Annotated in this window: 12 protein-coding genes; 10 read left to right on the forward strand and 2 right to left on the reverse strand. The window is 44.5% G+C overall.

The features are described from left to right. Nucleotides 1-58: 58 nt before the first annotated feature. From ACTRWF_RS09015 to ACTRWF_RS09025, 3 genes are all read left to right on the forward strand, one after another. Nucleotides 59-1,741: an isovaleryl-CoA dehydrogenase gene (locus ACTRWF_RS09015; protein WP_024016703.1), complete on the forward strand. Its 1,683-nt coding sequence runs from the start codon at nucleotides 59-61 to the stop codon at nucleotides 1,739-1,741. 231 nt (nucleotides 1,742-1,972) lie between these two features. Then, nucleotides 1,973-2,365: an MbcA/ParS/Xre antitoxin family protein gene (locus tag ACTRWF_RS09020; protein ID WP_023559818.1), complete on the forward strand. Its 393-nt coding sequence runs from the start codon at nucleotides 1,973-1,975 to the stop codon at nucleotides 2,363-2,365. Further along, entirely contained in the window at nucleotides 2,365-3,048 is a 684-nt protein-coding gene (locus tag ACTRWF_RS09025; protein ID WP_462835435.1) for an RES domain-containing protein, read from the forward strand. Before ACTRWF_RS09020 ends, ACTRWF_RS09025 begins: the two co-directional genes overlap by 1 nt. A gap of 145 nt (nucleotides 3,049-3,193) precedes the next feature. On the opposite strand, the gene ACTRWF_RS09030 is transcribed toward ACTRWF_RS09025, so the two are convergent. Beyond that, a complete protein-coding gene (locus ACTRWF_RS09030) occupies nucleotides 3,194-3,352 on the reverse strand; it encodes a DsrE family protein (RefSeq protein ID WP_287149825.1) in 159 nt (52 codons plus the stop codon). A gap of 172 nt (nucleotides 3,353-3,524) precedes the next feature. On the opposite strand from ACTRWF_RS09030, the gene ACTRWF_RS09035 reads away from it, so the two are divergent. Beyond that, nucleotides 3,525-4,127, forward strand: coding sequence for a DUF4136 domain-containing protein (locus ACTRWF_RS09035; protein WP_012519236.1), 603 nt, complete (start codon nucleotides 3,525-3,527; stop codon nucleotides 4,125-4,127). 156 nt (nucleotides 4,128-4,283) lie between these two features. On the opposite strand, the gene ACTRWF_RS09040 is transcribed toward ACTRWF_RS09035, so the two are convergent. Beyond that, nucleotides 4,284-4,733 carry a Spy/CpxP family protein refolding chaperone gene (locus tag ACTRWF_RS09040; RefSeq protein WP_012519237.1) on the reverse strand — a complete coding sequence of 150 codons (450 nt, stop codon included), beginning with the start codon at nucleotides 4,731-4,733 and terminating at the stop codon, nucleotides 4,284-4,286. A 166-nt stretch (nucleotides 4,734-4,899) separates the two neighbouring features. Between ACTRWF_RS09040 and ACTRWF_RS09045 the strand changes: the two genes are divergently transcribed. The 6 genes from ACTRWF_RS09045 to ACTRWF_RS09070 all read left to right on the forward strand — a co-directional run bounded on the left by ACTRWF_RS09045 (nucleotide 4,900) and on the right by ACTRWF_RS09070 (nucleotide 11,671). Next, entirely contained in the window at nucleotides 4,900-5,610 is a 711-nt protein-coding gene (locus ACTRWF_RS09045; RefSeq protein WP_012519238.1) for a response regulator transcription factor, read from the forward strand. A 13-nt stretch (nucleotides 5,611-5,623) separates the two neighbouring features. Next, the gene (locus ACTRWF_RS09050) at nucleotides 5,624-7,000 is read left to right on the forward strand and encodes an ATP-binding protein (RefSeq protein ID WP_462835436.1); all 1,377 of its coding nucleotides are present in this window, start codon (nucleotides 5,624-5,626) and stop codon (nucleotides 6,998-7,000) included. Nucleotides 7,001-7,086: 86 nt separating this feature from the next. Beyond that, nucleotides 7,087-9,072 carry a class I adenylate cyclase gene (locus ACTRWF_RS09055; protein WP_012519240.1) on the forward strand — a complete coding sequence of 662 codons (1,986 nt, stop codon included), beginning with the start codon at nucleotides 7,087-7,089 and terminating at the stop codon, nucleotides 9,070-9,072. A gap of 122 nt (nucleotides 9,073-9,194) precedes the next feature. Next, a complete protein-coding gene (locus tag ACTRWF_RS09060) occupies nucleotides 9,195-9,587 on the forward strand; it encodes a BlaI/MecI/CopY family transcriptional regulator (protein ID WP_012519241.1) in 393 nt (130 codons plus the stop codon). Beyond that, complete coding sequence (locus ACTRWF_RS09065; RefSeq protein ID WP_462835437.1) at nucleotides 9,580-10,737, forward strand: TonB family protein; 1,158 nt, start codon at nucleotides 9,580-9,582, stop codon at nucleotides 10,735-10,737. The genes ACTRWF_RS09060 and ACTRWF_RS09065 overlap by 8 nt, the downstream gene beginning before the upstream one ends. A 340-nt stretch (nucleotides 10,738-11,077) precedes the next feature. Next, the gene (locus tag ACTRWF_RS09070; RefSeq protein ID WP_462835438.1) at nucleotides 11,078-11,671 is read left to right on the forward strand and encodes a DUF2780 domain-containing protein; all 594 of its coding nucleotides are present in this window, start codon (nucleotides 11,078-11,080) and stop codon (nucleotides 11,669-11,671) included. Nucleotides 11,672-11,716: the final 45 nt, after the last annotated feature.

Genomic DNA, 11,716 nt, shown 5'->3' on the forward strand with positions numbered 1-11,716 from the left:
TGACTAATTAAAACATTCAGTGTAATGATCTTAATATTGTTATTTTTGGCACCACATTATGACCTCACTTAACCGCTTTGATACACATACTGTAGACAACCAGCCGTCTATTCTAAATTCATACAACTTGTGGCGCGATGACAAACTACTAAAGACATACGTTACTCAGCAATTACCCGAGAAGCAGCATTGGATTGCAGAACTCTTAGGATGCTTTGGCGCGCTTGCAGGCAATGAACTCATGGAGCATGGCGAGCTCGCTAATAAAAATAAACCCGAGCTTCGTACCTTTGATCGCTACGGCAGGCGTATTGATCACGTTGACTTTCATCCAAGCTATCACGCGCTAATGCAAAGTGCGATGAAACACAACGTACACAACTATTCATGGCAAAATGAACAACAAGATGGCGCACATACCCTTCGCGCGGTGTTAATGTACATGCACTATCAAGCCGAATCTGGTACGTCTTGCCCCCTTACCATGACACATGCTGCTGTGCCGGCAATGCGCTATGGTAAGTCGCTTCCCTCTTACTGGTTAGATAAACTCATTAACGGTGTTTATGACCCTCGCTCCCTGCCCGCAAGTCAAAAAAACGGGGTTACTATCGGTATGGGAATGACCGAAAAACAAGGCGGTTCAGACGTAAGGCGCAACACCACTACTGCGACAAAGCAGCGCGATGGCAGCTATAGTATCGTAGGTCATAAGTTCTTCTTCTCTGCCCCCATGTGTGATGCCCACCTCATTCTTGCCCAAGCCGAAGGCGGGCTTAGCTGCTTCCTGCTGCCCAGAATACTCGAAAATGGTGAACTGAATAACGTGCGAATTCAGCGTTTGAAAGACAAGCTAGGCGACTGGAGCAATGCATCCTCTGAAGTAGAGTTTCAAGAAGCCACGGCATACTTAATTGGTGAAGAAGGCCGTGGCGTACCGGTGATCATCGATATGGTGTCGTTAACCCGTTTAGACTGCATGATTGGTTCATCAGCGCTAATGCGGCAATCACTGGTACACGCATTACACCACGTAAGTCATCGCGACGCGTTCGGCAAAACCTTAGTCAACCAGCCCTTAATGCAAAACGTTCTAACAGACCTTACCATCGAGTGCGCTGCCGCTACTGCGCTCACTATGCGCGTTGCAAAAGCAGTCGACAACGCATCACGTAATAGCTATGAAGCAGCATTAGCAAGGCTGGCCACGGCGATTGGAAAATACTGGATTTGTAAACGCACGCCTATGTTTGTGAACGAAGCTCAGGAGTGTTTAGGCGGTATTGGTTACGTTGAAGAAAACCCCATGCCCCGATACTACCGTCAGGCACCGCTTAACTCAATTTGGGAAGGCAGTGGAAACGTGCAATGCTTAGACGTACTTCGCGCACTCGCTAAAGAGCCCAATGTAAAAGAAGCGTTGTTTAACGAACTTAAAACGCAAACCGGCAAAAATAAACATTACGATATTCACCTTAGTAAACTATTAGACGAGTTATCAAATACGCAGAATATGGAAACGCGCAGCCGTTATTTAACAGAGCAAATGGCGCTAGCGCTCCAAGCATGCACGTTACTTGCTACATGCACCTTTCTTGCTAAAGAAAACGTCCATAACGACATTGCTCACACATTCTGTGAATCACGGCTCGGCAATGCGTGCGGTTTCGCTTTAGGTACACTCCCCGATACGACACCGTTTGAAAAAATTATCGCGCTGGGGCAGGTTTCTTCTAGCTAAACCCTATCTTGAAATAGCTTTGAGATTATATGTGTAATGATTGAATTATTTCGTTCAGCTCGATTATCAGCGCGCTAAATTTAACGGGTTTGAACTGAAGCTTTTAGACATATTTAACCGTCATTGATAACGTCACCTGCCCAGCCATTTCATATAGAATTATTTTTCAATTTGCGCTCTATATAGAATTAACTACAATGAGGATATGGTCGGTCACGCGTTAGGTGTTCTATGCAAGCGCAATCTTCAACAACAGACAAAGGGCAGTTTGCCCATGTTGCTAATGCAATTCACAACTTGTTCGAAAAGTGGCAGTTAAACCAAAAGCAGCGTATGCAGCTACTTGGCTTTACATCAACATCCATGCTGCACAGATTTGAGAACGAGCCAGAAAAGGTATCTGTGCGCCCTGATTTGGAAACGCGGATAGGTTTGCTACTAAATATTCATCAAGCCTTGAGGACGCTGTTTAGCAACCCTGACAACGTGTATGGATATCTGTCGATGGTCAATAACAATCCCCCTTTTAACGGTCAAAAACCAATTGAAATTGCCTGTCGCGATTTTATGGGCTTAGTTCGTGTACATGACACCCTCGATGGCATGCGTGGAGGAATGTGGTAGTGCGTTGGCACCGATTGATTAACAGCAAATACCCTACGATTGATATTTTCGACGATATTGCTTCGCCAGAAGCCTTTGACGCGATTTACGCCATGCAAGCGAAGGTGAACCCACGCTTACGGCTACTCAATACAGGGGAAGGTGCGATCAGTACCAGCGAGATACCCATAGGCGCTCAGCAAGTGCACTCAGCCATTGCGCCGTTCGTGCATATACCTGTAACGCCTTCTCGATTTAGTACAGGCGGATTCGGTGTGCTTTACGGTGCAAGTACTGTCCATGCTGGGTTAGATGAAGTGCGCCACCATATTGTGAAGCACCTGTCTCAAGTGAATGGCTTTGCTTTTGAAAACATTCAGCTAAGGGAATATGTGTTTAATTACGCTGCCCCGTTAGAGGATGTGACGGGTGTGCAAGAATATCACCTGCCTGATGACTACAGCGCTCCGCAGGCGTATGACGCAATAATGTGGGCGGCTACACGCGACAAGGTGATTAAAGGACTGACAAAAAAAGATACGGTCGGTGTAAGATATCGATCGGTACGAAGTGCCAATGCAGAGTGTATTGCACTATTCTCGCCAAAGTTCATTGAAGACATGAAGCAATCGCGTCACTACGATATGAACTTCAACCCTAAAACTAAAATGCTCTCGCCCGCGAATGAAATTAAGGTCGCTTGATGTTACTAATCACGCCACGTACTTTATAAAGAATGTAACAAGCAATGAGAGTAATAAGCAGCTCCGCATTCGTGGATTAGTGCGCTGATGAAGTGCATTGGATATCTGCAATGCACAAATGTTTATCACAAAAGAAAACGGCCTTTTAAAACGGGTTAACCGAATACCCTTTTTGCGCCAAACGCGCATGTGCTGTCATGGCAGATAAATCCATTTTCACCCCATCAATCAATGCACTTTTTTCAACGCCATGGGCTGCGGCAGACTGCCCACACACTATCACTTCAACGCCTTGCTCCATCAAAGCACTTAGCAGTATTTCGTTGCAGAAATGCTATCAACATTTCCAAATCTTATTTCGATAGTAAGGCCTATGCGATCCAAAACCTGGGAAAAACACGTTAAAGATACAACGAGTCGAACTTTGCTTTGTTAAGCATGTCTTCAATAAAGCAGTATTTTACAGTGGGTATATTATGTATAGCAGCACTTCGAAAAATGTGATGAGCAGAATAACGCATCAACTGAGCAAAATTAAAACAACCCTATTAGCGTTAATGTGCGTCGCTATCGTAAGCGCCTGCAGTAGTAATAAGCCTCAGATAAATGTTGATGAAAACCAAAACTTTGCTGACATCAAAACGTTTTACATTCAGCCTCCGTTGAACCCCATTAACGCAACGCTTGCCAACCATCTATCAACGGCTATCACTGAGAACCTCATCGCAAAGGGTCTTAAACCGGCGTCTGAAGAAGACGCCGATATCGCTGTGGGATACGTGCCTTCCACAAGCACGAAAGAAGACGGCACTACGCTAAATTTAGGGTTAGGTACTGGTAGCTATGGCCGCTCTGGCGGTATTTCACTAGGCAGCATTTTCAGCATTCCCGTGGGAGAGCAAACGTCGCTTCAGCAAGGGCTGCAAATTGATATGGTAAAAGACGGAAAGTTTATTTATAGCGCAGCTGGAAGCACTGAACTAGATGGGAAAGACAGTATCAGTATACAAAATAGTCTGAACGAACTTGTTAGTGAGTTACTCAACCCTTACCCAAATACAACGCTAAATACCCAATAGGTTGAGCCGGCCCTTTCGCTATTTTGAGCTTTTTTTAAGACTTTTAAAATCAAAAATGCGTGGGAATTAAAACACCCCCTTCGTTGAGTTTTGTCAATGAAGGGGGCATTTATTTTAAGCATTTTACCTACAATGTTATCGAGAAGCGGCGGCTAATTAGCTGTGCTTACGCTGCTTTTTTCCACGCTTCCCTTTCATTTCATCAAATTTTTCTAGCTGTTCATCGGTAAGGATATCAGCAACTTTTGCACGAATCTCCGCGCGTTTTAGAAAGCGCGCTTTTACTTGCTGCGCTTTTTCCTCGGCAATGGCATTCACTTTATCCTGATAGTCTGCATCATCTGGATTTAGGCCAGCCAAAAGGTTTCTATTTTTACGCATGCCCTCTTCACGCATTTCCGATTTTTTAGCTCGGCGTTCCGCTTTAAGCTCTTCCTTTAACGTTTGAAATTGTGCTATTTGCTCGTCGGTAAGGGCAAGTACTTTTTCCATTTTATGCAGCGGAAAAACGCTCCCGCCTCTGCGCTCATCAGAATGCTTACCGCCTGCATAGGCAGTCGTTGCGATACATGCACTTAATAAAACACCGGTAATTAATTTTTTCATCTTAATCTTCCTACTTGTTTTGTCATGATAATGCATGACGTTAAAAATAATGTTGTCTCATCAACGAAATGAAGTATGCGTGAATCAATCGATAAGTAGGGTTAAGCTAGTGTAAAGTTCGGTAAAGTTGAAAAAAACACCCAGCGTAAAAGGGTAAGCTTAAATCATGGAAAATGAAAAAATTAACGTATTACTTGTCGACGACGATGTCGACCTTTGTGCGCTGCTAAGCGAATTCTTAGAAGGCGATGGTTTTAGTGTGCATGCTATTCACAGCGGCGAAGAGGCCGTCAACACGCTGCTAAACAGTAATCAGTACGACACCGTAGTGCTAGACATTATGATGCCAGGTATGTCGGGGCTTGATGTGCTTAGAGCCGTTAGAGCTGAAAAGCAAACGCCCATTCTTATGTTAACCGGGCGGGGTGATGATATTGATCGCATTGTCGGCTTAGAAATGGGTGCAGACGATTACTTACCTAAGCCGTGTAACCCAAGAGAACTTGGCGCGCGCATTCGCGCAATAATACGCAGAACACAACAGCTTAAAGCGCCCGCGACTGTGATAACCGAACTACATGGCATCTCACTAGATATTGGCGCGCGAACAGCCTCGGTAAAGGGAAGGCCTATTACTTTGACTGGCGCAGAATTTAACGCACTTTGCTTGTTGATGGAGCGTGCAGGGCAAACCATTTCGAAACAGGAAATGACGCAAGAGGTGCTAAGCCGTCCGCTGGAAGCCTATGACAGAGCCATGGATGTACACATCAGTAGAATTCGACAAAAGCTATCTGCTGTGGGTGTGAATAGTGTGATTAAGTCTATTCGCAAAGTAGGCTATCAGATGTTGACCTCACCTCAGTCACAAAAATAATAAGGTACGTGATATGGCTGCAGGCACTACGTGGAAAAACATAAAAAAAGGGCTCGGATTCAAGCGCTTATTTTGGCGTATTTTCCTTACCTTCTGGATTGCTAGCCTCGCGGTAATGGCCACTACAGGCTACGTATTAATAAACGAATATACCTCCACCGAATACAATCAACGCTTTTTTAACGACGTTACCGCCCAAGCTGAAAGAATTGTGTGGCGTTACGAGCATGAAGTGCTTGTTGACGGCAAGGCCAAAAGAAAGATAAAAGAGTGGATACGGCAGCGAGAAAACCGCGGTGGCCAGCTTATTCCCATGCTAGTTTACAATGCTAAAGGTGAATCTATTTATCATTATAGAATGAATAAGGTGCCCTTTGAGCAGCGTATTGAACAGCATGTTTATGGGCCTTCAAATACTCGCTATACGGTATTGGTTCGCCAACCGCAGGCACCTCGTATGTATAAACAAGTGCTGTACCGTTTTCAATCCATACAATTTGTTTTAATTTTTGTGGCATGTGCCCTTGTCAGTGCCCTACTCAGTTGGACTATCGTTAAACCAATAACGTATTTAGGGGCATTTAGTCGCCGCTACGCCAATGACCAAACCATCGCGCCGTTACCTACCCCTTTGCTTGCTCGCGGTGACGAGTTTGGTGACTTAGCGACAGATATAAACTTTATGGTGGGTAAAACCCATGAAGCGGCGAGCGCCCAGCAAAGGCTTCTTCACGATGTCTCTCACGAATTGCGCGCCCCGCTGGCTCGTTTACAGGCTTCTGCAGCACTGATAGAACAAAATCAACCTGACAATCGCCATGTAAAGCAAATTCATAATGACTGCCATCGTATAGACCAGCTCATCCAACAGATATTAAATTTTTCAACATTGGAAAACGCCCAACCCGAGGAACAAGTTTGCGATATAGCAGCCTTGTGTGAGCGGATTTTGGATGACATGGCAATAAACTATCCTGGCATTCCAACGGTTTTGACACCGCCGAAAGGCACGCAAAAACAACGATTGATTCGCTGTTACCCCGAAGCTATCCATCAAGCGCTGGATAATATTATTGGCAACGCCTGTAAGTACTCAGATAAAAGGCAGCCTGTGAGTGTGGCTATTGAGTCGACTAGCGCAGCTATGCTCATTAAGGTTACGGATAAAGGCCCCGGCGTTGATGAAAAGGAAATCGAGAAGTTGATGCAACCTTTTTACCGGGCAGGAAACCAAATGCATACTGAAGGCTTTGGTTTGGGACTTAGCATTGCGTTAAAAGCGATTAAAAAACATGGCGGTAGCCTAACTATGCAAAGCCCTAGTGAAGGCGGTTTGTGCGTAGAGGTGTCGCTACCTAGGCATGGTAAAAAAACGGCTAAAAGCCGATAAACTTTCACTCTGTGAAGACGAAATGTAAGGAAGTCGACGTAAAATAACGCTATGCTTGACGTAATGATGAAGTGCAGATTTAAATAATGGCAGCGCAACAGCCGCTTTCCGTTCAGCAAAACCTCACTATTCGCTTGTTGCGGGTACTGAGATACAACAAAGCGCGTATTGAGCGTGCCCTTACACTCATGCCTGAAAAGCACAGACCTCTTTTTCACGTGCTTCCTTTTCTGGTGCACGTCAATCACGAGTCGCTTCCCGGCTTTGTCGCGCCCCTCTCAACGGGCGAAAGTGTACCTTTTGGGATCAGTAATTATTCCTTTAGGACTGATATAGAAAAAGCCCTTTTACGATGCTTCCCTTCAGAAAGCCATTTGTTTGCAGACATAAAACAGATATGGCCGCGACAACGCGCCGTCGATGCTTTGGTACTTATGGGCAGTGTAGGCACTATCGCTCAAACCGATGATTCCGATTTTGATTTCTGGGTATGCATAGACGGAAAACAATTCACTTCCACCGCACTTTCGCTATTGCAACAAAAGCTTACCGCTATAGAAAAGTGGGCCGACCAAACCTTTGGTATAGAAGTGCATTTCTTTTTGTCTGAAATAGACAAAGTAAAACAAAACGACTTTGGCGTTGCCGAAGGAGAAAGTGCGGGTTCCGCCCAAGCGTTATTTCTCAAAGCCGAGTTTTATAACACCAATATCGTGGTGGCAGGTAAAGCCCCCTTTTGGTGGCTAACCCCAGAAAAAACATCAGAAAAACAGTATCAAGCCATATACAACAGCCTTGAAAAAGGTGGTTCACCAGATCTAGATTGGTTTATGGATTTAGGCCATTTAGAAAAGTTAGATGCCAGCGAGCTTTTTGGGGCAGCTATCTGGCAGTTAGGAAAAGCGATGGACTCGCCGTTTAAGTCGGTGCTAAAAATGGCAAAGTTAGAGGTTTACCTTGCTAATATCGCCGAGGGACAACCACTGTGCAACCTGCTTAAAAAGCATGTACACCGAGGCGCTGAAGCACCGGGGCATGTGGCAGACATCGACCCCTACTCGCTTATGTTTGATGAGCTAATTACCCACTACAGTGAGCATGGGCAAGCCGAAGACATTGCCGTACTAAGAGAGTGTTTGTATTTGAAATGCGGCTGTGCCCTTAGTCAACCGCTGATGGAAGATGAGAAACCCAACTTCAAACGCAGAATTATGGCGTCTTATGCCAGACAATGGGGATGGAATCGAAAGCAGCTTAGTCATTTTGATAATCAGCAAGAATGGAATTTCAGCGAGCGAGTGCAATTAAGTCGTCGCATTCATCGTTTCTTATTGAAATGCTACCGTCGTATTTCCAAAGAGCTTAGTCACCACCAGCAAGTCATGGATGAAAAAGACATGACGGTATTGGGCAGACGTTTAAGCACGTACTATGCGAAAAAAGCCGATAAAATTGAATTCCTTCGCCGTGCGTTTGACGAAAGCCTTTATTGTGAAAAGGTCACTATTGCCATGCGCCAGCTCAAAAACGGTGAGGAAGTATGGTCGGCCTATGCAGGAGATTTATTGAGTAAGTCGGGTATCATCGACGAGTCGCAAAAAATTACGCAAGCATCAAGCGCTATTGCACTCATGGTGTGGTGTGTATCAAGCAAAATCATCGATACACACAGTAAAGTTTACCTCGACTACAACTACGGCGAAGTCAGCGAACTTGATTTAAACGACTTACTTAAGCACTTATGCAAGTATTTTCCACCGGTAAAGGTTTCAGCACTTCCGCGAAATAACCTGCTCGCTCCAGAACGGATCACCGCCTGCTTTGCAATTGTAAACTTTCCTACACTACGGCAAAAAGCCACAGTAGAGGACGTATCTGTTATCTACAGCACGTCTTGGGGCGAAACATTTCTAAAAAGCGGCAGTGAAGTACTTGATACACTATGGTACGACTTGCAAGAAGTCTCGCCAGCCCCACCTTGCTACGTTATGGTGCCAAGAGGTAATCAACAGGCTCGTATTTTAGGTGAATTTTTAGAGGCCCATGAACTTAACTTCACCGTTTTATACTAGCCCTCTCCCACTTTCTGTATATCCCGTCTAAAAAATACGCAATAAAACTTGCACTTTAGAATTACAAGTGTAATCTAAAGTCATAGACTACAAATGTAATCCATTAATTAGACATTATTATTATGAATAAATCGACGGACAAACCTGAAATTTCTAATGCGGAATTTGAAGTACTCGACGTGTTATGGGAAGACCATCCTGCCACATCGAATGAAGTTATCGCACGCCTTAACAATAAAAAAAGCTGGCATGAAAAAACCGTAAAAACACTGTTAGGAAGGCTGGTTAAAAAAGAGGTACTGGGGTTTGAAAAGCAACACCGCCAATATCTATACCACCCCTTAATAGCGCGAGAAGATTACACGAAGAAAGAAACCACAAGCTTCGTTAGTCGACTTTTCAAAGGAAAAATAGCCCCAATGGTAGCGGGCTTCGCCAACCAAAACTCACTTTCACAGCAAGATGTGGACGAGCTCAAGGCCCTAATAAAAAAGTGGGAACAGAACAATGATTGATTGGATTATTGCTCAACAGGGCATGCTTTCTGTAACACTTACACTGCTTATAATTACAGAGCATTTTTTTACACAGAAGCTCGGCGCATCACTTACGTATAAATTATGGATATTGGTCCCCGTTTGCTTGCTGCTTAACAACATCCCTATGTCGATAGTAGCAATTCCATCGAATGACTTCAGCCGATATGTGGTAGGGATCACCCCTACTTTGACCACTCGCGACGCCGCGCCTTTGTTCATAACCTGGGGGATAGGTGTATGCGTTATCACGGCGTATATTTTGGTGCACCACCTAACGACATGGGCGTCTATTGGCAAGCGTCGTGCTGTACACACTAACGCGTATTATTCTAGTAAAGCCACCACGCCTATGCTTTTCGGCTTTATCGCGCCCAAAATACTCCTTCCCTTTTCATTTAAAAGTACATTTTCAAGCGCGCAGCAAGCACTCGTGTTAGAGCACGAAAATGTGCATCGCAAACACTACGACCACCTATGGAACACGATAGCGCTAACAGTCGCAATTTTATTTTGGTTTAACCCGCTTGTCTGGTTTGCCCTTAAGTCGTTCAGAATAAACCAAGAGCTAGCCTGCGATAACGCGGTGCTGAAAAACAAAACCGAAAACGAAAAACTCACTTATGCAAAAGCACTTGTGCAGTGTGCTGAGCATTGTTCTAACGCAATCACGCTTTATCCAACCTTTGGAGAAAAAAGGACCATGATCAAACGATTAAATGCCATAAAACAACCTACGCGCAACAGTAAAGTATTTGCAGCAGGAATACTGTCGATTGCTGCTTTAGTCACAATTAACACAGCCCTTGCCAAGGTGCCGCCTCCGCCCGCAAAGGCTGAGACGAAAATTAACGAAGCTGCTCCGGTTAAGCACGTCTCACCAACCTACCCGACCAAAGCGGCAAAGAATAACGTTGAAGGCTTTGTGGTTTTATCTTTCGATATTACCGAGACGGGCGCCACAGATAATATCAAAGTGGTGAAATCAGCCCCCACAGGTGTATTTGATAAGAGTGCTCAAGTCGCCCTTGACCAATGGGTATACAAACCCCGCATTCAGGGCGGCAAAGGCGTAAGACAAACCGGGCTGCTTGTTCAGCTAGACTACAAACTTAGCGATACGCCCTAGGATATAAAAGGTACAAAAGAGGTGAGTAGCAATAGGTAACGTTAGCTAAAACAGCCACTTTTATGCCGTGTTACAAAGTAGAATACTAAAAGGAGCAATCGCTCCTTTTAGTGTTTTGTCTAATTGACTTATCCACTCGGCCCACATCATTTCTTTTCGCGAAAATGTAAAGCACCTTTACATTTTCTCTACAGTATTTGCGGTACTACTGCGTTAGAATGTAAGTATTTACATACGCTCTAGCTATTAATTAATGGAATGCCTGAATAGCCTTGATTCAAATTTGTTCGAGGTTAATTTACATTTCGCTATTCCCGCAGCCTCAAAAAGGATATTCAATATGAAACGCTTTATTTTAGCCCCTGCTCTGCTTATTACATTGACTTGCTTTACTCATTCAGCCCACGCCAATATCAGTGAGCTAAAGGGCCTTCTAGGCGATAAAAAAGCTGATACAACTGTTACCACCAGCAGCCTTACACAAATGGCAACAAGTGCGGCATCTAACATCGACTTAGCCGGCTTAGTCAGCGCTGTTTCTGGTAATCTGAATGTATCTAACGAGCAATCGCAGGGCGGCATTGCGTCGGTAATGAACTACGTACAAAGCAACTTATCTAACGGTGAATACTCGCAGCTAGCGAAAAACATCCCTGGCTTAGACGGCTTGCTTGATGACGTACCCGCGCTGTCTGACAGTTCGGCGCCAAACTCAAGCTCTTCGCTATCTGGGTTACTAAACAAAGCCTCGGAGTATAGCTCTACCGTTAAGTCGGTCAATGACTTAAAACAGCAGTTTGAAGCCCTTGGTTTATCAACTGATATGATTGCGAGCTTTGTTTCACAAATAAGTACTTACCTAAATGTAAACGCCGATAGTGAAACCCAAGCCTTATTTAAGTCTGGCCTAGATAATTTGCTAACGGCTCTGTAATCTAACCATTCTTGTTTTGCAGATGAGGCTTTTCTCCGTTGTTGA

It is taken from the genome of Alteromonas sp. G5_S2_22_S1, from assembly GCF_054968525.1.

Coding starts and splice junctions, on each gene's coding strand:
- ACTRWF_RS09015 (WP_024016703.1), top strand. CDS start 59: ATGACCTCACTTAACCGCTTTGATACACATACTGTAGACAACCAGCCG.
- ACTRWF_RS09020 (WP_023559818.1), top strand. CDS start 1,973: ATGCAAGCGCAATCTTCAACAACAGACAAAGGGCAGTTTGCCCATGTT.
- ACTRWF_RS09035 (WP_012519236.1), top strand. CDS start 3,525: ATGTATAGCAGCACTTCGAAAAATGTGATGAGCAGAATAACGCATCAA.
- ACTRWF_RS09040 (WP_012519237.1), bottom strand. CDS start 4,733: ATGAAAAAATTAATTACCGGTGTTTTATTAAGTGCATGTATCGCAACG.
- ACTRWF_RS09045 (WP_012519238.1), top strand. CDS start 4,900: ATGGAAAATGAAAAAATTAACGTATTACTTGTCGACGACGATGTCGAC.
- ACTRWF_RS09050 (WP_462835436.1), top strand. CDS start 5,624: ATGGCTGCAGGCACTACGTGGAAAAACATAAAAAAAGGGCTCGGATTC.
- ACTRWF_RS09055 (WP_012519240.1), top strand. CDS start 7,087: ATGGCAGCGCAACAGCCGCTTTCCGTTCAGCAAAACCTCACTATTCGC.
- ACTRWF_RS09060 (WP_012519241.1), top strand. CDS start 9,195: ATGAATAAATCGACGGACAAACCTGAAATTTCTAATGCGGAATTTGAA.
- ACTRWF_RS09065 (WP_462835437.1), top strand. CDS start 9,580: ATGATTGATTGGATTATTGCTCAACAGGGCATGCTTTCTGTAACACTT.
- ACTRWF_RS09070 (WP_462835438.1), top strand. CDS start 11,078: ATGAAACGCTTTATTTTAGCCCCTGCTCTGCTTATTACATTGACTTGC.